The following is a 23,768-nucleotide window of genomic DNA, read 5'->3' as shown; positions in this document are numbered from 1 at the left end:
ATTTTATTTTCACGCTCAAGGCGTATTCGAGTTATCTCATGACTCTTATTCATCCAGTTTTAGTTACAGGCTCGGCAAAGCCCTAATAAACTTACGGATTTGTATTGCTCATCTTTATTATATACCTAAACTAATTTTCCGTCATGAGTTAGCAGGCGAAGCCTGCTTGGAGTTTTAGTTTGCTTTTAGTACAAGGCAGCGAGTCGCAGACAGTACTGAAGTACGGCAAGACGAGCTAACACAGTAATAAAAGATAAACTAAAAGAGTATAAATTACCTCCACGTTTTTGGATTCGTCTAATATCCTTTCGGAATTGGTTAGTGGTTCTGAGCTCTAACATGAGCTATTCCTCATTCAAGTCATTCAGAAAATCTGAAAAATCCGAATAAGATTGACTAGGAAGGTCACCAGCAATAATACGTCGGGCTTCCTCTATTGCTAATTCTGTCGGTTTATTGTACCTAGGTTGCCGAATTTGAAATGGAAATCCACCTTGCATAATTGCAATATTAAGAAAAATATTAATCGCATCTGTAACAGAGATGCCAAAACTTCCAAAGAGCTCCTCAGCCTCTTTTTTCAAAGCAGGTTCAATTCTTAGATTAATGTTTGCAGTTTTTGCCAAAGAAATCACCTCCTAAGTCAAATTGTACTCCATTTGTGTAACATTTGCAACTATTTTTTTGTGCGTTGGCTCTTTTATTAGAGATTACAAATCAAGATAATTTGGAAGAGTGGCTAGAACTCTTGTGATACAAAAGGCTTGTGTATTTTTTAGTGGATTAAAACGTGTTGAACTTACCAGCAATGAAAGCTAGCTTGAACGATTTATAGGTTTCTTTTCTAACAGTCCTTTTTCTGAAATTAAATTAATATAGTGACGAAAAAATGTTAGTAAATAGTTTTCTCGATTAAGCAGAAACAAAAACCGATAAATCTTAGACAGAGGTCTCGAAAAGGAGTATACTAGAAGAGTAGAAAGTTACAAAGCGGGGCGGAAATCTTATTTTGGAGGTAATGCGTATGCAGAAACCACCTAGAAAGAGAGACGCTATGAGTGTTGAAGCAGCCATTGGGCTTATGCTTCAGTTCGGGATTGACTCCTGGCACTTTTGACATTTATTGTCCTTTGCATTCATCGCATGAACAAAAAATGACAATCAACCGCTAAGAACTTGACAGAGTGACTCGCGGCTGATTGTCGTCTTACATTCGTCCCAAACGCAGTTCAAATTTTGAAACGATGCTCTTTTAAAATTTGAAGAAGTGCATAACTTAGTCAAATTCAAGATAGAATTTGACGTTTGTTGATGAGTTGGTTTACCAACCATCAACAATAGTTAGTGAAACGGTCTACTTGAGGTTGAGCTGGAACTCAACCTCTTTCATAACAAGTATAGCAGATAGTTCTGGGAAAGGCAAAGAATTATCGGTTCTGTGTTATTTTTTCAAGAATTACGTGGAAGTGCCTACAGGTCCTTTAAACAGTTTTGTTAAGGGACTTTTTTATTATTTTTTTTTCGATATAGCAGAAGCGAAAGCCTTGCCCCTCGTTGAAAAGCGAGGGGGTTCTTGTTATAATGGTAGGAGCTTAGATCTGAAAAGAAAGAGACTGTGTTTATGAATTTTGAGGAATTAAAGGCAAGGCAGGAGAAGATTCGAAATTTCTCTATTATTGCCCATATTGACCACGGGAAGTCGACGTTGGCGGACCGGATTTTGGAGGCAACGGAGACGGTTTCTAGTCGGGAGATGCAGGCGCAGCTTCTAGATAGTATGGATTTGGAGCGTGAGCGGGGGATCACCATCAAGCTCAATGCTATTGAATTGAACTATACGGCTAAGGATGGCGAGACTTACATTTTTCACTTGATTGACACCCCGGGACACGTGGACTTCACTTATGAAGTTTCCCGCTCTTTGGCGGCTTGTGAGGGAGCTATTTTGGTAGTGGATGCGGCTCAAGGGATTGAGGCGCAAACCTTGGCCAATGTGTACTTGGCTTTAGACAATGATTTGGAAATTTTGCCGGTCATTAATAAAATTGATTTGCCGGCTGCTGATCCTGAGCGCGTGCGGACCGAGGTTGAGGATGTTATTGGCTTAGATGCCTCTGAAGCGGTTTTGGCTTCTGCTAAAGCAGGTATTGGTATTGAAGAAATCCTAGAGCAGATTGTGGAGAAGGTGCCAGCACCAGCGGGCGATGTGGAAGCTCCGCTAAAAGCCTTAATTTTTGACTCTGTTTATGATGCTTACCGTGGGGTTATTCTTCAAGTTCGGGTTATGGACGGACTCGTTAAGCCTGGTGATAAGATTCAATTGATGAGCAATGGTAAAACCTTCGATGTAACCGAAGTTGGAATCTTCACGCCAAAAGCGGTGGGACGAGACTATTTGGCAACAGGAGATGTTGGTTACATTGCTGCGTCCATTAAGACCGTTCAGGATACCCGTGTCGGGGATACTGTAACCTTGGCTTCAAATCCAGCGGATGCACCTTTGGATGGTTACAAGCAGATGAATCCCATGGTCTTTGCTGGACTTTACCCAATCGAGTCTAACAAATACAACGATTTGCGTGAAGCACTAGAGAAATTGCAACTGAATGATGCCTCTCTTCAATTTGAACCAGAAACGTCACAGGCCTTGGGCTTTGGATTCCGCTGTGGTTTCTTGGGACTGCTTCATATGGACGTTATTCAAGAGCGTCTAGAACGGGAGTTTAACATTGATTTGATTATGACAGCGCCATCGGTTATCTATCAGGTTAACCTAACAGATGGCGAAGTGATAGATGTCTCAAATCCGAGTGAGTTCCCAGATCCAACTAAAATTGAGTCCATTGAAGAGCCGTATGTGAAGGCGCAAATTATGGTTCCGCAAGAATTTGTTGGGGCTGTGATGGAGTTAGCCCAGCGTAAGCGGGGAGATTTTGTGACCATGGATTACATCGATGAGAATCGTGTTAATGTCATTTACCAAATTCCACTAGCTGAGATTGTTTTTGATTTCTTTGATAAATTGAAATCATCGACGCGTGGTTACGCTAGCTTCGATTACGAAATTTCGGAGTATCGGAAATCTCAATTGGTGAAAATGGACATCCTTCTCAATGGCGATAAGGTTGATGCACTTAGCTTCATTGTCCACAAGGAATTTGCCTATGAACGTGGAAAAGTCATTGTTGAGAAGCTCAAGAAAATCATTCCTCGTCAGCAGTTTGAAGTTCCAATTCAAGCGGCGATTGGCCATAAAATCGTGGCCCGCACCGATATCAAGGCCCTTCGGAAAAACGTCTTGGCCAAATGTTATGGCGGTGACGTTTCTCGGAAACGCAAACTCTTAGAAAAACAAAAAGCCGGTAAAAAACGGATGAAAGCCATCGGATCAGTCGAAGTCCCTCAAGAAGCCTTCTTGAGTGTCCTATCCATGGATGACGAATAACCAATGAATGTCAAAACCAGGATACTCGAAAAATTTTAAAAAAATGACGAGGAAGGACGACGAAGGTTGAACTAAGGTTCATCAAGGAGGCATGACAAAGTCAGATTTTAAAATTTAATGAGTATGAATAACCAAGGAAGAGGTGGGTGGGCATAGCCCACCCACTTTTTACAAAGGAGAAAATGATGAAAACTGTAACCTATCTTGAAAACTTACTCGCAATTCCTTCCCCAACTGGTTTTACCCAGGATGTGGTGTCCTATTTGGTGGAGACTTTGGAAAACCTGGGTTTAGAACCACAGGTCAGCCCCAAAGGGAATGTCTTAGTAACTTTGAAGGGAAAAGAGGAAGGGCCTGCTCGTCTTTTGACAGCTCATGTGGATACATTGGGAGCGATGGTTCGGGCCATTAAACCGGATGGTCGTTTGAAGTTGGACCGGGTTGGTGGTTTTCCTTGGAACATGATTGAAGGGGAGAACTGTTTGGTTCATTTGGCAGATGCTTCGACGGTTTCAGGGACGATTTTGTTACACCAAACCTCTACCCATGTCTATAAGGATGCAGGGACTCTTGAGCGGAGCCAGGAGAATATGGAAGTTCGCTTGGATGCCAAGGTGACTAAGGCAGAAGAGACTCAAGCTTTGGGGATTCAGGTTGGCGACTATGTTTCCTTTGATCCACGGACTCAAGTGACGGAGACAGGTTTTGTTAAGAGTCGTTTTTTGGATGACAAGGCCAGTGTTGCGATTTTGTTAGCGCTCTTGGAACAGATTCAATCTGAAGGAATTCAGTTTCCAGTAACCACGCACTTTATGTTCTCAACCTTTGAAGAGGTTGGTCATGGAGCTAATTCGTCCATCCCAGACCAGGTGGTGGAATATCTAGCTGTGGATATGGGAGCCATGGGTGATGACCAAGCCACGGATGAATACACGGTTTCCATTTGTAGTAAGGATGCGACGGGTCCCTATCATTATGGTTTCCGTCGCCAGCTAGAAGCCTTGGCTCAGGAATTTGACATTCCCTACAAAATTGATATTTATCCCTTCTACGGCAGTGATGCTTCGGCAGCTATGAGGGCTGGATGGGACGTGCGCCACGCTTTAATCGGTCCGGGGATCGAATCTAGCCATTCTTATGAGCGCACCCATGTCGATTCCTTGAAGGCTACCTCTGATTTGATTTTCCGCTATCTCCAATCTCCTCTAATGGAAGGTTAAACATGAAAGTAATTTACACTTCAATCCGGGCCAATCTGGTTAAGGATTTGGTTCAGGAAGCTTTGGACCTGGAATCCAAAGGTTACCGTGTCTTTTACATTGCTCCCAACTCCCTGTCTTTCGAAAAAGAAAGACAGGTTTTGGCATGTCTGCCCAAAAAGGCTTCTTTTGGTATCACGGTGACCCGTTTCCAACAAATGACCCGCTATTTGCTGCTGGATCAGGAGACAGAAGTCCAACGCTTGGATGATTTGGGGCTGCAATTGTTGATTTATCGGGTTTTACAGACCTTCCCCCTCGATCAGTATAGAGCTTATGGACGGATTCGGAAGGATCCAGGATTTGTGCAGGAAGTAGCCAAGCTGTATAAAGAATTGCAGGAAGCCCGGATGAGTCTGGAGGATTTGAACTATTTGGACAATCCGGCAAAAGCCCATGATTTGCAGCTGATTTTTCAAGCTTTAGATGAAAGTATGGTTGCTGAAGGCTACCTGCCTGCAACGGCCTTGTCCGATTTCATCAGCAAGCTAGAATCTGGCCGTTTGGATTCGAGCTTGGACAAGGTGGCCTTGGTCATTGATGGATTTACTCGTTTTTCTGCTGAGGAAAAGCACCTCTTGGGGCTCCTGCATCGCAAGGGCTGTCCCATTGTCGTTGGGACTTATGCCGGCGGGCGTGCACGGAAGCAGCAGTACCTTGAAGGAAATCTCTATCAAGCCAGTGTGGAATTTCTTCAAGATCTAGGGAGGGATTTTCAGGCTCAGATTGTGGAAGGTTCTGCTGGAGTTCAAGATGCCTTTCAAGAACTAACGGATAGGCTAGAAATTTTTTATGAATTTGGTCCTATACAGGACCTGCCTCCGCTAGAGGTCCCTCTTTTCTTACATAAATGGGGAAATCCACAAGCGGAAGTCGAATGGGTGGCACGGCAGATTCGCCGTCTCTTAGCAGATGGTTACCGTTATAAGGAAATCCGCTTGCTCTTGGGGGATGTGGAGACCTATGCTCCGCAGGTAGCGACTATTTTTGATCGCTATCAAATCCCCTTCTACATCGGTCGCCGGGAAGCTATGTCTGACCATCCTCTCATTCACTTTGTGGAGTCCCTGGAAAGTTTGGTTCGCCGGCATTTTCGTCGAGAGGATTTGACCAATCTTTTGCAGACAGGCCTTTATGGAAACTTTGAGACTGAAGAGTTAGACCAGTTGGAATCCTATTTGCGTTTCAGCGATACCAATGGTTTGACAGCCTTGCAGCGGTCATTTACATCCAATGACGGAGATCGCTACGATTTGGACAAGCTTAACCACATCCGAGATGCGATTCTAGCGCCCCTTCTTCCTTTTGTCAAAGCCAAAAAACAAAAAGGGGCTAGTCTCCTCAAGAAGTTTCGGACTCTGTTAGAGGAAATCGCTTTGCCAGCCAACTTGGCCCGGTTAAGTCAGGGCTTGGATTTGCGGGAGCAGGAGCAGCAGGCCGAGGTTTGGAAAGCTTTTACGGACTTGTTTGCGCAAATGGATCAGTTGGTGGGAGATACGCCCCTGACAGTAGCAGAATTCTTGGAACTCTGGCGGGCTGGAATCCAGTTGGCTAGCTATCGAACGGTACCAGCTACAGTTGATGTGGTCCAGGTCCAGTCTTATGATTTGGTCCAGCCCTTGGTGGCTAAGCAGGTCTTTGCCATTGGTTTAACGGAAGATTTCTTCCCTAAAGAAGGGGGAGAAATGGGGCTTCTGACCATTGAAGAAAAGGAAAAACTCAATCAACATGCGGATCAAGGTCAAGCGTTGATGATCCCTTGGCGAGAAAATGGGCCTAAGAATCATTTTACCGCCCTGTCTCTCTTAAATGCCGCAGAGGAAGCTCTGTATCTAACTTGTCCAGGGCAGATTGATAATAGTGAAAAGCGGCCCTCTCCTTACCTGCAAGTCCTAGGGAAATTTGGTATTCAGTGGACAGAGTCACACGAGCAGAGGCTAACTGCGGATGATATCGGTTCCTATCAAGGACTCCTGTCCCAAGTAGTGGATCTTTATCAGGAAGGAATTCAGGCAGAGTGGAAGGCGGAGGAAGAATCCTATTGGAAGGCCTTGATTCGCCATTTGCGTCGTCATTTGGCTCAAGAAGGATTCAGTCTGCCTGGTTTGACCTACCAGGTTCAGAGTCGTCCCTTACAGGAGGAGACCTTGGCTCGACTCTATCCACAAGATCAAGGACTCAAGTTGTCTGTTTCCAGCTTGACTGACTATTACAAGAATCCTTATTCCTACTACCTCAAACATGTGCTTCGCCTACGTGAAGAAGGCAGTATTCACCCTGATGCGCGGATTCATGGCCAGTACATGCACCAAATTTTTGAGGAATATTTTGAGCATTTATCTTATGGAGAACCGGCACAAGCCTTACAAAGAGCGATTGAAACAGTGAATCAAGAAGCCTATGTGCGCTACCGGTATGGTTTGGACGGTGAAAGTCGTTTTTCTCAACGAATTTTGTTGGATATTGTTCGGACATCGGCCAAAACTTTGGAAGCACCTGTCACGGAAACTCTGGAGGAAGAGCTATATTTCCACTACCTCCTATCACCTCAAGACAAGCTCTATGTGAGCGGGGTTATCGATCGCATTGACCAGCTTCAAGGAACCTCGATTAAAGGGGTGGTAGACTACAAGTCAGCGAATCAGAGCTTTTCTTATCAAGATTTTTACAATGGTCTGAACTCTCAGCTGGTGACCTACCTCGATTACCTGTCCAAGGATCAGGTTTTTGGAGCTATGTATTTCCATCTCAACAATCCTTTGATTTCCTTTAAAAAACAAGAAGAATCCGGTCAGTATCTAGCTCAAGCCATGAAAGAATTTACCTACAAGGGCCTCTTCTTGAGCAAGGAGAAAAATCGGTTGACGGATCAATATTTGCTGAAAAGCGGTCGCAAGGACTTTACCTTAGAGGAAGAAGAACTGGCTCTGCTCCTAGCCTATAATCGTCTGCTCTTCCAAAGGGCTGGACAAGCCATCCGGCAAGGGCAATTTCCTGTTCACCCCATTAGTGAAGATGGTCAATCGGTGCGCGCTTATGTCGACCAGTACAAGGCCATTACTCAGTTTGAAACACCCTATCATTACCAGAACCTACGAATTCTGGACCAGTTTGAAGGGGTCGCCAACAAGGAGGACTGGCTGGTAAAAATTCGTCAAGAATTGGATATGCAAAGGCAGGAGGAGGAATAAGATGAAACCTGTACCGTTTTTAAAGCCAGAAGAGATTCACCTCTTGCAAGAAAAAGAGGCACAGCTGCAAACCGACCGCAAACGGACTCCTGAACAGATTTTAGCCATTTATAGCTCTGGCCAAAATATCTTGGTTTCGGCTTCGGCGGGGTCTGGTAAGACCTTTGTGCTGGTTGAGAGGATCATGGATCAGCTTAGCCGTGGTATTGGGATTGATCAGCTGTTTGTATCGACCTTTACGGTTAAAGCTGCTGGCGAACTCAAGGAACGGCTTCAAGCCAAGTTAACGGAAAAATTATCGGATCAGAACTTAAGTCCTGTTTTACGGGAGCACTTACTGCGTCAGCGACAACTCTTGCCTCACAGCGATATTGGCACTATGGATGCCTTTAACCAGAAGCTGCTTTCAAGAGAGGGCTACCGCCTGAGTGTCAGTCCTAATTTTCGGATTCTCTCCGACCCTAGTGAGCTGCTCCAATTTCAGAAGGAGGTCTTTGCGCAAGTCTTTGAACGCTATAGTTCTGGTTCAGGAGAAGAGGACTTTTACAATCTGGTTACTAATTTCACGGGCCAAGCCAAGGATATCTCCGGTTTCCGTAGGGTAGTTTATGACCTGGCTGAGTTTATGGATGCCCTGCCTCAACCGCTGGAATGGTTGGAGCAGGCGGTAAATCCTCAGGAAAGTCAGGATTTACGGCAAATCTCACGGGAGTTATATCCAAGCTTGGCGGCTGACTGTTGGACGGCTGCTGATCAAATCTACGACCTCACACAAGATCTGGATTATAAAATGTTCAAAAAGGATGGCAAGAAAACGGCTGTCTTTCTCAAACATGAACAGATGATGGAAGAATTGCGAGCCTTGGCTCAAGGTCTGGATTCGACACTATCATGGGCTGAACTGGAAGAGAAGCTTAGCCAGATTTTATCTCTCCTTCCCAAAACAGGGGTGATTACTGTGGCTGGGGTTAAATACGATTTTCTCAAGACCATTGTGGACCAAGTTCAAGGGCTGCAATCCTTACCCTTTATCTTGGAACAAGAAGCAAACGTCGCTGAGATACTTGATGCTCTTAAGCGCTTTGTGAGGGATTATTATCAGGCCCTCCACCAGGCTAAATTGGCCGAAAATGCCTTTACCTTTAGTGATGTCAGTCACCTAGTGCTGCAGCTTTTGCGGGAATTTCCAGATTTACGTGAGGAGTTAGTGGCGACCTATCATGAAATTATGATTGACGAGTACCAGGATACCAACTCCCTACAAGAGGAAGTGTTGGAACTCATCTCTAGTGGTCACAACCGTTTTATGGTGGGGGATATTAAACAGTCCATTTACCGTTTTCGCCAGGCTGAACCTGAAATTTTTAACCAGAAGTTTAAGTTGTACCAAGACAATCCTCAGGCTGGACAGTTGATTTTGCTCAAGGAGAACTTCCGGAGCCAAGAGTCTGTTTTGCAAGCGACCAATGGTCTTTTCAAACACCTGATGGACGAGGAAGTTGGAGAAATTGACTACAATCAGGTTCATTATTTGGTTGCCGGAAGTGCTGGTCAGAAGCAAGCGGATTTGCAAGCTCAAGCCCAGTGTTTGATCTTTGATCAAGAAAGCGAAGGCGTTTTAAATGAAGGTCATGTCTTGCTTTCTCAGATTCAGGATCTTCACAATTCCGGTGTTCCTTATAAAGATATGTGTGTCTTGGTTGAAAGTCGAACCCGTAATAAGTCCTTGGTGGACCTCTTCCAGCAATGGCAGATTCCCCACCTCGAGGATCAGGGTCAGGGTTCCTACCTCCAAGCCGTTGAGGTGATGGTCATGTTGGATACCTTGCGAGCTCTGCACAATCCCTTGCAGGATTACGCCCTCTTGGCTCTCCTCAAATCGCCCATGTTCGGATTTGATGAGGATCAATTGGCCCGCATAGCCTTGCAAGAGCAGGAAGCTCCCCTATCCTTTTTTGAAAAAATGAAAAAAGCCCATGCAGGTACAGGGGCTGCGCCAGACTTAATGGAGACAGCCCTTCAGGAGAAAATCAGTCTTTTCTTGGAGTATCTGAATTTCTGGCGGGATTATGCGAAATTGCATAGTCTCTATGATTTGATTTGGAAAATTTACAATCAGCGACACTACTATGATTATGTTGGAGCTTTGCCGGATGGGGCCAAGCGGCAAGCCAATCTTTATTCCTTAGCCTTGCGGGCTCGGCAATTCGAGCAAGGTGGCTATAAGGGCTTAGCTCGCTTTGTCGACCGCATTGAAAAAATCCTTGCGGCGGACAAGGACTTGGCGGATGTGGTCACGGAAGTGGACGAGGATGCAGTTCAAATCCTGACAATCCATAAGAGTAAGGGGTTGGAGTTCCCTTATGTCTTTATCTACAATTTAGACAAGGATTTTAATAGCGAGGATTCTAAGGGGCGGATGCTCCTGAGTCGGGATTTGGGAATTGGAATTCAGTCCGTCAAGGTGCTGGAGACTCCCAATGACAAGCCCAATCACCTGCAATCCGTTCGTCTGTCTTTGCCTTCTCTCAATTACCAACGGATTCGGCAGGAGAAGCGCCGGCAGACTCTGTCAGAAGAAATGCGATTGTTATATGTCGCGATGACACGGGCTGAGAAGCAACTCTTTCTGATTGGAAGAGGGAAGCGGAGTAAGTTGGAAGATGCTTATCCAGGAATCGGTCCTAGTCAGGTTTTAGCAGCCAGTGACCGTCTGAGTTATAAGAATTTTCAAGATTGGGTCTTGGCGGTTGCGTCTGCCTTTCCTAGCTTTAAACAGGAAATGGCTGTAACCTTCCTAGGACAGGAGGATCTGAACTTACAAGAGCCACAAGAGACAGTTCCGACTCTACCCGTGGATCCGGATGACCTAACAGCCAACCGCCAGTCAGAGGATTTGACCCGTGCTTTGGAGATTATTGAGAATGTAGATCGTCTGAATAGTCTCTACCAGGCAGCTATCCAGTTACCAACCGTGCGAACTCCTAGTCAGGTTAAGGATCTTTATCAACCAGTCTTTGATCAAGAAGGTGTGGCTTATATGGAGCCGGCACAGGCTATGCCTCTGGACTTTCCTTTGCCAGAACTTGGTCGGAAGAAGTCAGCCATTAAAGCGAGTCAGATTGGGTCGAGCCTCCATGCCTTTATGCAAGGTTTAGATTTATCCCAAGGAAGAGTGGATCAAGAGGTTCTGGAGGAGCGTCTGGCTCAGATGAAATTGGAGCCAGCTTTGGCTAAGGCTTTGCCCTTGAATAAGGTTATGGACTTTTTCCAAACAGAACTGGGGCAACTCTTTTTAGCCAACCCTTCTCGACTCCACAGGGAAGCCCCTTTTGCCATGTTGCAGAAAGATCCAGCTAGTGGTGAGGAATTTGTAGTTCGGGGGATTTTAGATGGGTATCTCTTGTTTGAAGATGAAATTATTTTATTTGACTACAAAACAGACCGTTATCGGAATCCAGCTCGACTTGTCGATCGTTACCGTGGTCAGATGGCCTTGTATGCCCAAGCTCTGAAACAAGCTTATGGAATCAACAAGATTCAATCGTATCTGATTCTTTTGGGAGGAAAGGAGACTCAAGTGATTCCTATCGGGAATTCCTAGCAAGGTCTCCCCATTTTCTAGCATTTATGCTAAACTAGTAAGGAGGAGGTAGACCATGATAAAAATTTTTGGTCAAGTACGCTACCATTGGCAGCCCCAACTATCCATCCTGATTATCTATTGGTCACTCTCTTTAGTTCCTATTTTTTTGGGTTTGGCTTTGATGTATGAAAGTTCACGGATTCCAATGGTGGTTTTGTCGTCCTTTGTACTGTTTATGATTTTAATGGGCATTGGATTTCACCGGTATTTTACCATCTATGACTCAGGAACGTTACGGATTATCTCCGCTAACCCCTTCCATCCTTCTAGATTAGCTATTGACCAGATACAAAAAATAGAGGTGACCAAAACCTCTATTACCCTTTATTTATTTGGCCAAGAAAAAGGCTTGACCTATTATATGCGAAAATGGCCCAAGAAGTATTTTGTTAATGCCTTGGCGTTGAACCCTCATTTCAGGGGGGAGGTCGTTCTAACAGACCATCTCATCCACTTGGATTATTATGAGGTCTATTACCAGGACAAGGGTTAGTGTTCGATGGCCTTTGTTGGGCATTCTTTAATAGCCTGGATTAGGCCTGGGTCAGAGTCTAAATCTAGACTAAGTTCGTCTGTTTGGTAGAATTTAACGATACCATTGTCATGGTAGTCAAAAACATCGGAGTAAGTTTGGCAAAGGCCGCATGCGATGCAGCGTTCAGGTATAAGTGTAACTTTCATAGTTCTATTGTATAGAGAATAGGGCTAAAAAACAAGAAAAAGAGGTAGATTGTTTTGAGTAGAAAACGTAAAAGTGAAATTTCAGATGATAAACTCAATTCGTGGTTGGTGTGGGCAGTGTCTGCAACAGCAATTGTTGTTATTATTATTTCTGGAGTTTTGATTTTCTTATCCGTTGGCGGTAGCAATCAACAAGAAGCTGTACAAGGCTTCTATAGTTCTGAGGTATCTGCTGGCAACGCAGCTTCTTCAACAGAGACTACTGAAGAGTCAACGGATGAGGAAGCGGCTAGTGAGGATGAAGAGACTACAACTAGTTCCAGTCGTCGGAATACCACTGGAGGAGCGACCATTACTGTTCAAGCGGGTGAGGGAGAAGCCGCCATTGCGGCGCGTGCAGGAATTTCCATTGCGGAACTGGAAGCTTTGAACCCAGGAAATATGAGTACCGGATCTTGGTATGCTAATCCTGGTGATGAAGTACGAATTGAGTAGGAGTCATCATGCAAGCATTACAAATTGCCATTGACGGCCCAGCATCTAGTGGAAAAAGCACCGTTGCCAAACTTCTAGCCAAAAAATATGGCTATACGTATTTGGATACAGGAGCTATGTATCGGGCAGCAACCTATCTGGCCCTTCAGGAAGGACTGGATTTGGAAGATGCTGCTGGAATTGTAGCCGCCTTGGATGCTGCCCCAATCTCATTCGGACGCAATACGGGCGGCGAACAATGGGTCTATGTTGGAGATGTTGAGATTACAGATGCTATTCGCCAACCCGATGTTACTCAGGCTGTATCGACAGTCGCTGCTTTGCCGGAGGTTCGGGAAAAATTAGTCCAACAACAACAAGCTCTGGCCCAAGCGGGAGAGATTGTGATGGACGGTCGGGATATCGGAACCACCGTTTTACCGAATGCCCAAGTCAAGATTTTCTTAGTCGCTTCTGTGGAGGAACGAGCAGAGCGCCGCTACAAAGAGAATTTGACCCGAGGCATCGAAACCGATCTGGAGGTCTTAAAGGCAGAGATTGCTGAAAGAGACTATAAAGACAGTCACCGGGAAGTTTCCCCCTTGAAACCGGCAGCAGATGCCATCCATTTTGATACCACAGGAGTATCCATTGATGGGGTTGTCGCTTTTATTGAATCTAAAATTGAAAAAATAAAAAAATAATACTTGACAGAGAGTTCTGATGTGGTACAATGGTTTACATGAGAAAAGCAGAAGTGAGAGCTTCTCGCCTTGCGACTAACGTTGTCTGGCTCTACGATTCAAGTCCTGTCAAGGATTCTATTCGTGTGAGTGGGTGTGCGTTAGCAGACCCACTCTTGTTTTTCTCGAAATAAAAAAAAGAGGTGAACACCATAGCAAAACAAGACTTATTCATCAATGATGAAATTCGTGTGCGTGAAGTTCGCTTGATTGGTCTTGAAGGGGAGCAGCTTGGAATCAAACCATTGAGTGAAGCTCAAGCCATCGCGGATGATGCCAATGTTGATTTGGTTCTTATCCAACCCCAAGCAAAACCACCGGTTGCTAAAATTATGGACTACGGTAAGTTCAAATTTGAGTACCAGAAAAAGCAAAAGGAACAACGGAAGAAACAAAGCATTGTGACCGTCAAAGAAGTTCGTCTAAGTCCAACCATCGACAAAGGTGACTTCGAGACAAAACTTCGGAATGCACGCAAATTCCTTGAAAAGGGAAATAAAGTCAAAGTGTCCATTCGATTCAAAGGTCGGATGATCACCCACAAAGAAATTGGAGCTAAGGTTCTCGCTGATTTTGCTCAGGCAACACAAGATGTTTCCATTATCGAGCAAAGAGCGAAAATGGATGGACGTCAAATGTTCATGCAATTGGCACCAATTCCAGACAAAAAATAAAGTCTGATCATTAGAAAAGAGGAGAAATCATGCCAAAACAAAAAACACACCGCGCATCTGCTAAACGTTTCAAACGTACTGGTTCAGGCGGACTTAAACGCTTCCGTGCTTACACTTCACACCGTTTCCACGGAAAAACTAAAAAACAACGTCGTCACCTTCGCAAAGCTTCTATGGTTTCTGCAGGAGACTTCAAACGTATTAAATCAATGCTTACAGGTCTTAAATAAGACACACTCGTATAACTAGAATCTGGAGGAAAACTAAATGGCACGTGTTAAAGGTGGCGTTGTATCACGCAAACGTCGTAAACGTATTCTAAAACTCGCTAAGGGTTACTATGGAGCTAAACATATCTTGTTCCGCACAGCGAAAGAACAAGTGATGAACTCTTACTACTATGCATACCGTGACCGTCGTCAAAAGAAACGTGACTTCCGTAAACTATGGATTACACGTATCAATGCGGCAGCTCGTATGAACGGACTTTCATACTCACAAATGATGCATGGCTTGAAATTGGCTGAAATCGAAGTAAACCGTAAAATGCTTGCGGACCTTGCTGTGAACGATGCAGCAGCCTTCACAGCCTTGGCAGACGCTGCTAAAGCGAAACTAGGTAAATAAAAAGGTCCAGTGGACCTTTTTATCCCGAGCCTTGAAATTAAAGAGCGAGGCAGGTCCAGCGGACCTTTTTGTCCCGAGCCTTGAAATTAAAGAGCGAGGCAGGTCCAGTGGACCTTTTTATCCCGAGCCTTGAAATTAAAGAGCGAGGCAGGTCCAGTGGACCTTTTTATCCCGAGCTTAAAAATTAGAGAGCGAGGAAGGTCCAGTGGAATAAGTCCTGCAAGAGTTGTGGGATTTAGCAATAGGATCAAGCGAACCTAGTTCGCTACAATTATTCGTCACTCAAAAATAAAAAAATGACGTTAGAAGAAACCTTTGGATTTATCCAAGGTTTTTTCTTGCAATCTTGGAGGTATCATGAAATTTGCAATAATCGGTGCTTCTAGCCGCATTGGATTGGAAGCGATTGACTTAATTCTAAGTGAGACAGACTGGGATTTGAATCTTTTTCTACGGAATCAGGAAAAATTATCCCATGTGAATTTACCGAGTGATCGTGTGCATATCTTTGAAGGTAGTGCCGACAGTGTTGAGGATTTAGTACCGGCTCTGGAAGGAGTGGACTTTGTCTTCGCTAGTCTTGCAGGAGATATGGAAGCACATGCAAATGCCTTGGTTACTGCGATGAAAGAAGCAGGTGTGGCGCGCATGAGTTTTGTTACAACGCTTGGGATTCTTGATGAAGTCCCTGGTGCTTTTGGAGCATGGAATAATCAGGCAATTGGTGCTTATTTGCCCCCTTATCAGGCTGCGGCAGAGATTATTGAGGCTTCAGACTTGGATTACACCATTTTCAGACCTGCTTGGTTGACCAATCAAGCGGAAGTGGACTACGAGGTAACCTTGCGGGATGAGCCCTTCAAAGGGACTGAGATTTCTCGCCGCAGTGTAGCTGCAGCAGCACTTGATTTGGCAAGCAATCCTGAGAAATACAGCCGTCAAAATATTGGTCTAAACAAACCAGGAACGGATGGTCCTAAACCTGCCTTTATGTAATACTCTTTGAAAATCAAATTTAACTGTTGTCAAGTCAGACAGTAGACTGTCTGCGGCTCACTTCCTAGTTTAAGATTGATTTTCATTGACTATAAGTTACGGGTGGCTATCCAACCATAAATCATGAAAACATCCCGTCAGTTCAACTGATAGGATGTTTTTTATGCATAGGACTGGTCTTTAACCATAGTTAAAAATCCAGTAGGAAGACTGCCTCACTTTAACCACAATCCGCTAGCCGCAATTAAGCCTCTTCCCAGATTTTCTTCGAAAAAACCAACGCTGGAAATCTCTTTGTAGAGCGCTGCGACTGGTGGACTAAGAGTTTTTTGGTGCTGAATGTTTTCAACAGATAATTGCCGAAGAGATTCGGCTAATTCCATCAGAAATCGTTTTTCATCATTTTTTTCAGAAAATAGATTTTTAAAGTGCAGTAAAATGTTTCGTTCCGATTCAGTTATCTTCGGATCAAGGATAAGATTGTAGATTTGGTTGTGGATGTTTTCAAAGTTTATTTTCATTCTCTACCCTCTATATCCTGGAAGGTAATAGCCTTGTCCGAGTGATTTTGCCCAACCAGTTGTGATTGTATTGGTGGTTGCCTCAAAAATCCCTTTCGTGACTATATAATCCCATTTACCATTTGGATAGCGACAGGAATAACCATTTGCTCCTTCCATTATAAATTTACAAGTCCCAGAGTTTCCTCCATATATATTTGTAAGCGTACTTGAATTGAGTTTTGTTAGCATAGATATAACCTCCATTAGATATAGTGAATCGAAAAGTGTCGATAGTAAGAGTGAGAGGATTGATTTAAATGTCAGAACAAAAGTGTAATTTTTTCTCTCTTAACTCTTCATTCGTAATCTTAAAGCTTTTCTAGAAAATCTTCAAGAAAAAACCAATCTTTAATTTCTTTGTGTGAAACAATAGAATCATTTGAATATTCCCTCTATCTATCGTACAATAGAGGTTGTGAAACTAGGAGAGAGGGTTCGGTTTGTGAAGAAGATTAGTCCGAAAAATTGGTTGTTGTTTGTGATATTTTTGGGAATGCTAGTGGCTGCTTTGTTGCTGTTGCCGATGATTCCTGAACAGTTTGATCGCTGGCAGGCTAGTTCTAAGATTGAGCAACTCAAGCAGGAGAATGCGGCCTTGGCCAAGGAGTCTAAGAGTGCCAAGCAATACGGTCGGATCGGTCAAGCCGAGGTGGTGGCTTACTATCCTAGCAATTTGGAATCCAGTACCAACCAGCAAATTCAGGACCTAATCTTAGCGGATACGCAGACCTTGAATCCTGAAGGGGAAGATAAGGATTTGAATGCCTTGATTTTTTATTTAGTGGATAAAGAAGAAGGGGCTTTTGCCAATACCCAGCAGGTTAAGCTGGTAAAAAGGGAGTATCCTGTATCTCCAACTTATGTAGGAACTGAGAAAGAGACAACTCTCGCTTCTTACTACTATACAGATGAAGGTGAACAACTTCGGATGGATCAGCTCTTCCAGGATCCTGAAGCAGCTCACTCCAAAATGCTGGATATGATCAAGGCCAACCTTTTATCTCAGAATTTAAATGCCAATCGTGTGGCAGAAGTGATCGAAAGTTTGCAATACACAGACTTAGCCGATTGGGATTTCTACTATGATAAAAAGAGCTTCTGGATTCAACTTCCTCAAGCAATTGGAGAGGTCAAGCAAGTAGCGGTGCCTTTAACGATTTTGTTTGATGTGGTCAATCCAGAGATGCTCAAAGGAGCGGATGCAGAGTCCTACCGGGCTTACATGGCTCCTTCGACCAAGAAGGTCATTGCTCTCACTTTTGATGATGGTCCGGATACCCAGCTCACACCGAAGCTGCTCGATATTTTAGACAAGGAGAAAGTTCCTGCAACCTTCTTTGTATTAGGACGGAATGTAGCTGGAAATGAAACGATTCTGCGCCGCATGAACAAACAAGGGTCAGAAGTGGCCAACCATACCTTTAATCATCCGAATCTACAGCTCATGACAACAGATGGTGCCTTGGCTGAGATTCGCGAGACGCAGAGTGAAATCAAACGAGCGACTGGTATTGATTCCAAGCTCTTCCGGCCGCCGTTTGGAAACTACACAGCTCAGACTCAACTGTATGCAGGACTTCCAACGATTTTGTGGTCCGTGGATACCTTAGATTGGCAGAACCACAATCCAGAGATGATTCTAGACCAGGTGAAGACCTATGCACGACCGGGGGGGATTGTCCTTATGCATGATATCCACAAAGAGACGATTGATGCGGTACCGGCAGTTATTGATTACCTCAAGGAAGAAGGTTATGAATTTGTGACCGTGACAGAATTACTCAAAGTCAAGGGCATTGATCCACAAGGAATTTACTATGACCGTGATGGTCTGATTGAATAACATACTCCGTTAGGTTATCTTTTATTACTGTGTTAGCTCGTCTTGCCATACTTGAGTATTGTCTACAACTCGCTGCTTTGTACTAAAAGCAAATTAGAAGACTAACAAAAAGCAAGGATTGATTTCCTTGCTTTTTGTTATAGCCCTAAAACTTCAGGTTTAGCCGCAGCCAATTCACGGTAAAAGGCTGCACGGGTTGTGTAAATATAAGGAGATAGCCAGAGGCTACCGATTCCAAAAGTTAGGATGGAAAGCAGAGCCCAGCCAATAAAACTAAGGTCTAAGAGAAAGAGGTCTAGTTTATGACCATCCATCAGAATCCGTGATTTGGTGATGGCTTCAGTTGGTTCGATGTCTTTACCTTGGGCGACCAAATCTTCAATAATATAGTTGGTCATGGAATAGGAATAGGACTTAATCAAACCTGGTACGATCAATAAGAGGGTCCAACAGAATAAGAAAATATACTGAAGGATACCGCTGATGAGGACAGGCATGAAACGACCTTGGCGGAAAGCAGTAAAGAATGCAGTGAAGATATTTTCTTCCTTTTGCTTGTCTAAAAGGTTAAGAAAGGCCATTTGAGCACTAGCGAAAAAGAATAAGGACAGGATTCCTCCAAGACCATATGTGAGCACACTAATGATTCCAGGTAAAAATGTTAGCAACATGGTTAAGCCAACTGCCCAAGTCCAGTTGCCAGCCAAAGCTTCCTTGGCTTGATTTTTTAACAGTGTTCGATTCATGAAATCCTCCAAACAATTGTACAGTGGTTAGTATAGCAGAATTGGTAGCTTTGTCAAGATATGAAAAAGACCAGGCATAAGGCCTAGTCCTTGTTTCTCTCATATTCCTCTGATTCTGTTTCGCTTAGAATAGCAGCAATTTTCGTATTGATGAGGTCAATGGCAACTTTGTTGGTGACTCCTTCAGGAATAATGACATCCGCATAGCGTTTGGTAGGTTCGATAAATTGGTGGTACATGGGTTTGACCACTTCAAGGTATTGTTTGATTACAGAATCTAGGCTACGCCCGCGTTCTTCAATATCTCGTTTGATCCGTCGGATGATCCGCACATCATCGTCAGTGTCTACGAAAATTTTGATGTCCATAAGGTCACGGAGTCGTTTGTCCTCCAATACTAGGATTCCCTCAACGATAAAAACATCTTGAGGTTCTTGACGATAACGGCGGTCACTACGGGTGTGGGCAGTGTAGTCATAGGTTGGAATGTCTACAGGTCGTCCAGCGCGGAGTTCGCTTAATTGTTCAATCATCAAATCTGTGTCAAAGGCAAGGGGATGGTCATAGTTGGTTTTGACCCGCTCCTCAGGAGTTAAGTGAGACTGATCCTTGTAGTAGGAATCGTGCTCGATCATGGCAATCTTAGCATTAGGGAAGTTGGATAAGATGGCCCGAGATACACTGGTTTTTCCGCCACCGGATCCACCTGTTACACCGATAATGATTGGTTTTTTATGCATGAAATCGTCCTCTCTATTTTTCCTATTCATTGTACACTATTTTCCCTACTATGTCAGTAGGCTGGTCCATGTTATAATGGAGTGAGGTGAAAAAATGATTACATTTGGAATTTTAGCAACCAGCCCGATTGCCCATGAGTGGATGAAGGCTGTGACAGTAGCAGGGGGCTATAAACTTGGTGCGGTTTATTCACGAAGTCTTGAGAAAGCCCAAGCTTTTGCGGATCAATATGGTTCGGAGATAGAGACTTACGACTCTTTGGAGTCCTTCCTCGCGGATCCCAAACTCGACTTGATTTACATCGCCTCGCCCAATGGCCTTCATTTCCAACATAGCCGCTTGGCCCTTGAAGGTGGAAAACATGTCGTGGTGGAGAAACCAGCAGTTTTACGTCCTTTTGAGTGGGCCAGCTTATTTTCTTTGGCCAAGGAAAAAGGGGCTATGCTCTTTGAAGCAGCACGGAATGTGCATGAAAAGGCTGTGACCCTTGTTTCCGATTTTTTGAAAAATCAGGAAATCTTGGGGGCTAATCTGCGTTATGGCAAATACTCTTCGAAAATGCCATCCCTATTAGCCGGTGAACTGCCTAATGTCTTTTCTGCTACATTTGGCGGTGGTGCCTTGATGGACTTAGGCATCTATCCTCTTTATGTGGCCCATTACTGGTTTGGGAAACCTGATCAGGTTTCTTATCAGGCTCAAAAATGGAATTGGGATGTTGATTTGGCAGGTCAGGCTAACTTGGTGTATCCAAGAAGTCTGGTGACGATCCAAACTGCAAAAAATTACACGACATATCTGCCAAGTGAGATTTATACCAGACAGGGAACCTTGATTTTGGATTCGGTAGAGGAAATCAAGTCTGTTCGCTTTCGAGACCTGGCTGGTGAGGAAGAAATGCTTCCTGTTCAAGCTGCTAGCCACCAGATGGCAGAAGAGGCTATGGACTTTGCGCAGATCATTGAGAACGAAGATTGGCTTGCTTGGGAAAAATGGGCAGAACTAGCCCTTGACGTCCATGAAACGATTTGGAAATTACGCCAAGCTGCGGCCATTGTATTTGAAGGAGACAAAGATGCTGAATAATTTTCCCCAAGCCTGGCAGGAACGCTGGCAGGCTCAAGGTTTTGACCAAGCCACTCCCATTCAGGAAGCACTCTGGCAGCCCATTCAAGAAGGTGAATCACTGCTAGGGATTAGCCCAACTGGCACAGGAAAAACACTGGCTTATTTATTGCCACTCTTGCTGAAGGTGCGAAAAGGCCAGGGGCAGCAGGTGCTCATCTTAGCTCCTAATAGTGAGTTGGCAGGTCAGATTTACGAAGTGACACAGGCTTGGGCACACGACTTGGGCCTCAAGACACAACTCTTTTTATCGGGCTCTAGCCAAAAACGGCAAATGGAACGCCTAAAGAAAGGGCCTGAGGTCTTAATTGGAACCCCCGGACGGGTTTTAGAATTGGTTAAACTCAAAAAAATCAAATTACTGTCTATTGATACCATTGTCTTGGATGAATTTGACCAGTTGCTAAGTAGCTCGCAATTACCATTTGTGGAGCGACTCTTAACTTATGTGCCGAAGAACCACACCCATATCTATATGAGTGCGACTCAGGGGATTCCGATGGACCAGCTGCAGGAAGGCACGCGCCTGATTGCCCTCGGTCAAGAAGAAAAATCCAGTCACTTACAGCACTTCTACATGCAAGTGCCCCAACGTGAAAAAGTGGCGACCCTCCGGAAACTCTTAGCAGTGGATGACTTTCGAGCCCTGGCCTTCTTCAATGCCCTATCAGATGTGGGCAATGCGGAGGAGAAGCTCCAGTACCATCACTTGCCAGCCTATTCCTTGGCTAGTGATATTAATGTGCAGATGCGTAAGCACATTTTGGATCGATTTAAAGACGGTTCCATCTCTCTCCTCCTAGCAACCGATTTGGTAGCCAGAGGAATTGATATCCAAGGTTTAGACTGTGTGATTCAGGTGGATTTGGCACGGGATAAGGATACCTATACCCACCGGGCTGGACGTACCGGCCGCATGGGGCGACCAGGTTCTGTGATCACCTTTGTCAGCCATCCCCAGGAATTGAAACAACTTAAAAAATATGCAAAGGTTTCTGAAATTCAATTAAAAAACCGAGAATTATTTTTGGTAGAGGAAGATTAAAAAGCTGTTTGGGCCTTGTCCCAAACAGCTTTTTTCAGAAAATCGAAGTTTTTTCAAAAACATCTTGTAAATTATACAAAAACTATGTATAATATTCACATCAAACAAGAGGAGATACAAGATGAACGTAAAAAATATTCTTAAAGGAATGGCTGTTTTAGGCTTGGGTCTTAGCTTGGCAGCCTGTGGTTCAAGCACTGCTTCAACACCAGAAGCCATTAAAGAAAAAGGGAAATTGGTCGTCGCAACCAGTCCAGACTATGCTCCATTCGAGTTCCAGACTTTGATTGATGGGAAGAACCAAGTTGTGGGTGCAGATATTTCTTTAGCTCAGGACATCGCCGACGAATTGGGGGTCGAGCTCGAAGTTTCAACCATGAATTTTGATAATGTGCTATCGACCCTTCAGAGTGGGAAGGCGGATCTAGCCATTTCTGGTCTGACCAGCACGCCAGAGCGGGAAGCCGTTCTCTCCTTCTCAGATTCTTACTATGAGAATGGGCATTCGCTCCTAGTTCGGGCGGAAGACAAGGATCAATACCAATCTTTGGATTCTTTCAAAGGAAAAAAAGTGGCGGCGCAAAAAGGTTCGATTCCAGAACAAATGGTGAAGGATCAGTTAGCGGACGCGGAATTGGTGTCCCTCCAAGCCATGGGAGAGGCCATTAATGAATTGGTCGCTGGCAAGGTGGATGCTGTAGCCATTGATGAACCTGTTGCCCTAGGTTATATCAGCCAAAATAAGGCTTTAGCAATCGCCCAAGCTGGGCTAAAGTCCGATGAGTCTCAAGGTAACGCGGTTGCCATGCAAAAAGACAACAAGGAATTGCAAGAAGTCGTTAACAAGGTCATTGCCAAGGTTAAAAAAGATGATAGCTATACCAAATATTTGGAAGAAGCAAGTAAGTACACGGTAGTAGAAGAATAGGAGTAAGACCATGCAATTAAAAACGGTATTGAAAGGTGTTGGGATTCTGGCTCTAGGCTTGGCCTTAACAGCCTGTGGTTCTAGTAGTTCAGGGTCTACCCCTGAAGCGATCAAGGAAAAAGGGAAGCTGGTCGTCGCAACCAGTCCAGACTATGCTCCATTCGAATTTCAAACCCTTATCGATGGTAAAAACCAGGTTGTCGGAGCGGATATTTCCTTAGCACAGGACATTGCGGATGAACTTGGGGTTGAATTAGAAGTCTCAACCATGAGCTTTGATAATGTTTTGACCAGTGTAACAGGCGGCAAAGCTGATCTTGCCCTCGCCGGCCTCTCCAAAACACCGGAACGGGAAGAGGTGGTCACCTTTTCGGATTCATACTATGAAAACGGACGGGTCCTGTTAGTCCGAGCTGAAGACAAGGAAAGTCTCAAAGATTTAGAAAGTTTTAAGGGCAAAAAAGTAGCCGCTCAAAAGGGAACCCTCGAAGAACAATTGGCAAAAGAGCAAGTGGCTTCCGCTGAATTGGTTTCTCTCCAAGCCATGGGTGAAGCCATCAACGAATTGGTTGCCGGTAAAGTAGATGCAGTAGCCATTGACGAAGCCGTAGCTCTTGGCTATGTATCGCAAAATAACAAATTGGCGATTTCAGACGCGGCGCTGAAAACCCAAGAAACCGTCGGTACAGCCGTTGCTATGCAAAAAGACAACAAGGAACTCCAAGAAGTTGTCAACAAGGTCATTGCTAAGGTTAAAAAAGACGGTAGCTACGCCAAGTATTTGGAAGAAGCAAGTAAATATACGGTTGTAGAAGAATAAGGTTAACTGATTAGTCTAATACTCATTGAATTTCAAATTCTGACTTTGTCGAGCCTCTTTGATGCGTGCACGCACTACCGTCATAGTCTTTCCTTGTTATTTTTTGAAATTCTGAGAGTATTTTGATTGAAATTAGTTAAGTCTGAGTTAAGGGAATAAAACGAAGGAAAAGAAAAAAGGGACCGATTCTTGTTTTTGAGTCAATACAGTCCCTTTTTTCT

22 protein-coding genes and 1 other annotated feature are annotated in these 23,768 nt (G+C 44.3%); of the genes, 16 read left to right on the top strand and 6 right to left on the bottom strand.

Annotated elements, in window-relative coordinates:
* Nucleotides 1–344 precede the first annotated feature (344 nt).
* Nucleotides 345–626, bottom strand: coding sequence for a type II toxin-antitoxin system RelB/DinJ family antitoxin (locus tag I2503_RS02775; protein ID WP_196966940.1), 282 nt, complete (start codon nt 624–626; stop codon nt 345–347).
* Nucleotides 627–1,621: 995 nt separating this feature from the next.
* On the opposite strand from I2503_RS02775, the gene lepA reads away from it, so the two are divergent.
* The 5 genes from lepA to I2503_RS02750 all read left to right on the top strand — a co-directional run bounded on the left by lepA (nt 1,622) and on the right by I2503_RS02750 (nt 12,034).
* A complete protein-coding gene (gene lepA / locus I2503_RS02770) occupies nt 1,622–3,445 on the top strand; it encodes a translation elongation factor 4 (protein ID WP_196966939.1) in 1,824 nt (607 codons plus the stop codon).
* 182 nt (nt 3,446–3,627) lie between these two features.
* A complete protein-coding gene (locus tag I2503_RS02765) occupies nt 3,628–4,665 on the top strand; it encodes a M42 family metallopeptidase (RefSeq protein ID WP_196966938.1) in 1,038 nt (345 codons plus the stop codon).
* 2 nt (nt 4,666–4,667) lie between these two features.
* Nucleotides 4,668–7,895 (top strand): ATP-dependent nuclease subunit B, encoded by a 3,228-nt coding sequence (gene rexB, locus I2503_RS02760; RefSeq protein ID WP_196966937.1) that lies wholly within the window; start codon nt 4,668–4,670, stop codon nt 7,893–7,895.
* Between the two features lies 1 nt (nt 7,896).
* Nucleotides 7,897–11,499: a helicase-exonuclease AddAB subunit AddA gene (addA, locus tag I2503_RS02755; RefSeq protein WP_196966936.1), complete on the top strand. Its 3,603-nt coding sequence runs from the start codon at nt 7,897–7,899 to the stop codon at nt 11,497–11,499.
* Nucleotides 11,500–11,554: 55 nt separating this feature from the next.
* Nucleotides 11,555–12,034, top strand: coding sequence for an EbsA family protein (locus I2503_RS02750; RefSeq protein ID WP_196092240.1), 480 nt, complete (start codon nt 11,555–11,557; stop codon nt 12,032–12,034).
* On the opposite strand, the gene I2503_RS02745 is transcribed toward I2503_RS02750, so the two are convergent.
* Nucleotides 12,031–12,222 (bottom strand): ferredoxin, encoded by a 192-nt coding sequence (locus I2503_RS02745; RefSeq protein ID WP_196092241.1) that lies wholly within the window; start codon nt 12,220–12,222, stop codon nt 12,031–12,033. The genes I2503_RS02750 and I2503_RS02745 overlap by 4 nt on opposite strands.
* Nucleotides 12,223–12,276: 54 nt before the next feature.
* Here I2503_RS02745 and I2503_RS02740 point away from each other — a divergent pair, with 54 nt between their 5' ends.
* From I2503_RS02740 to I2503_RS02715, 6 genes are all read left to right on the top strand, one after another.
* Nucleotides 12,277–12,717 carry an SAG1386/EF1546 family surface-associated protein gene (locus tag I2503_RS02740; protein WP_210766789.1) on the top strand — a complete coding sequence of 147 codons (441 nt, stop codon included), beginning with the start codon at nt 12,277–12,279 and terminating at the stop codon, nt 12,715–12,717.
* An 8-nt stretch (nt 12,718–12,725) separates the two neighbouring features.
* Nucleotides 12,726–13,400, top strand: a complete 675-nt coding sequence (gene cmk / locus I2503_RS02735) for a (d)CMP kinase (protein ID WP_196966935.1) — start codon at nt 12,726–12,728, stop codon at nt 13,398–13,400.
* Nucleotides 13,401–13,439: 39 nt separating this feature from the next.
* Nucleotides 13,440–13,567 (top strand) — a sequence feature (ribosomal protein L20 leader region).
* Between the two features lie 15 nt (nt 13,568–13,582).
* A complete protein-coding gene (infC, locus tag I2503_RS02730) occupies nt 13,583–14,113 on the top strand; it encodes a translation initiation factor IF-3 (protein WP_196966934.1) in 531 nt (176 codons plus the stop codon).
* Between the two features lie 29 nt (nt 14,114–14,142).
* The gene (gene rpmI, locus I2503_RS02725) at nt 14,143–14,343 is read left to right on the top strand and encodes a 50S ribosomal protein L35 (RefSeq protein ID WP_135037788.1); all 201 of its coding nucleotides are present in this window, start codon (nt 14,143–14,145) and stop codon (nt 14,341–14,343) included.
* A 37-nt stretch (nt 14,344–14,380) separates the two neighbouring features.
* Nucleotides 14,381–14,740: a 50S ribosomal protein L20 gene (gene rplT, locus I2503_RS02720; RefSeq protein ID WP_135037785.1), complete on the top strand. Its 360-nt coding sequence runs from the start codon at nt 14,381–14,383 to the stop codon at nt 14,738–14,740.
* 357 nt (nt 14,741–15,097) lie between these two features.
* The gene (locus tag I2503_RS02715; protein ID WP_210766788.1) at nt 15,098–15,736 is read left to right on the top strand and encodes an NAD(P)H-binding protein; all 639 of its coding nucleotides are present in this window, start codon (nt 15,098–15,100) and stop codon (nt 15,734–15,736) included.
* 215 nt (nt 15,737–15,951) lie between these two features.
* On the opposite strand, the gene I2503_RS02710 is transcribed toward I2503_RS02715, so the two are convergent.
* On the bottom strand, nt 15,952–16,257 hold the full coding sequence (locus I2503_RS02710; RefSeq protein ID WP_196092057.1) for a bacteriocin immunity protein: 306 nt from the start codon (nt 16,255–16,257) through the stop codon (nt 15,952–15,954).
* Nucleotides 16,258–16,260: 3 nt separating this feature from the next.
* Nucleotides 16,261–16,488 (bottom strand): garvicin Q family class II bacteriocin, encoded by a 228-nt coding sequence (locus I2503_RS02705; RefSeq protein WP_196966933.1) that lies wholly within the window; start codon nt 16,486–16,488, stop codon nt 16,261–16,263.
* A 253-nt stretch (nt 16,489–16,741) separates the two neighbouring features.
* Here I2503_RS02705 and I2503_RS02700 point away from each other — a divergent pair, with 253 nt between their 5' ends.
* Nucleotides 16,742–18,142: a polysaccharide deacetylase family protein gene (locus I2503_RS02700; protein ID WP_196092059.1), complete on the top strand. Its 1,401-nt coding sequence runs from the start codon at nt 16,742–16,744 to the stop codon at nt 18,140–18,142.
* Nucleotides 18,143–18,279: 137 nt separating this feature from the next.
* On the opposite strand, the gene I2503_RS02695 is transcribed toward I2503_RS02700, so the two are convergent.
* Both I2503_RS02695 and udk read right to left on the bottom strand, forming a co-directional pair.
* Nucleotides 18,280–18,888: a DUF975 family protein gene (locus I2503_RS02695; protein WP_196092060.1), complete on the bottom strand. Its 609-nt coding sequence runs from the start codon at nt 18,886–18,888 to the stop codon at nt 18,280–18,282.
* 83 nt (nt 18,889–18,971) lie between these two features.
* Nucleotides 18,972–19,628 carry a uridine kinase gene (gene udk, locus I2503_RS02690; RefSeq protein ID WP_196092061.1) on the bottom strand — a complete coding sequence of 219 codons (657 nt, stop codon included), beginning with the start codon at nt 19,626–19,628 and terminating at the stop codon, nt 18,972–18,974.
* Nucleotides 19,629–19,722: 94 nt separating this feature from the next.
* On the opposite strand from udk, the gene I2503_RS02685 reads away from it, so the two are divergent.
* The 4 genes from I2503_RS02685 (at nt 19,723) to I2503_RS02670 (ending at nt 23,547) form a co-directional block, all read left to right on the top strand.
* The gene (locus I2503_RS02685) at nt 19,723–20,715 is read left to right on the top strand and encodes a Gfo/Idh/MocA family oxidoreductase (protein WP_196966932.1); all 993 of its coding nucleotides are present in this window, start codon (nt 19,723–19,725) and stop codon (nt 20,713–20,715) included.
* Nucleotides 20,705–21,799, top strand: coding sequence for a DEAD/DEAH box helicase (locus tag I2503_RS02680; RefSeq protein ID WP_196966931.1), 1,095 nt, complete (start codon nt 20,705–20,707; stop codon nt 21,797–21,799). Before I2503_RS02685 ends, I2503_RS02680 begins: the two co-directional genes overlap by 11 nt.
* A gap of 121 nt (nt 21,800–21,920) precedes the next feature.
* A complete protein-coding gene (locus I2503_RS02675; RefSeq protein ID WP_196092064.1) occupies nt 21,921–22,727 on the top strand; it encodes an ABC transporter substrate-binding protein in 807 nt (268 codons plus the stop codon).
* A gap of 10 nt (nt 22,728–22,737) precedes the next feature.
* Nucleotides 22,738–23,547: a transporter substrate-binding domain-containing protein gene (locus tag I2503_RS02670; RefSeq protein ID WP_196092065.1), complete on the top strand. Its 810-nt coding sequence runs from the start codon at nt 22,738–22,740 to the stop codon at nt 23,545–23,547.
* Nucleotides 23,548–23,768 lie beyond the last annotated feature (221 nt).

The sequence above is a fragment of the Streptococcus sp. NLN64 genome (genome assembly GCF_015831295.1).
Lineage (GTDB): Bacteria > Bacillota > Bacilli > Lactobacillales > Streptococcaceae > Streptococcus.
This window is presented reverse-complemented; position numbering and strand designations above follow the sequence as displayed.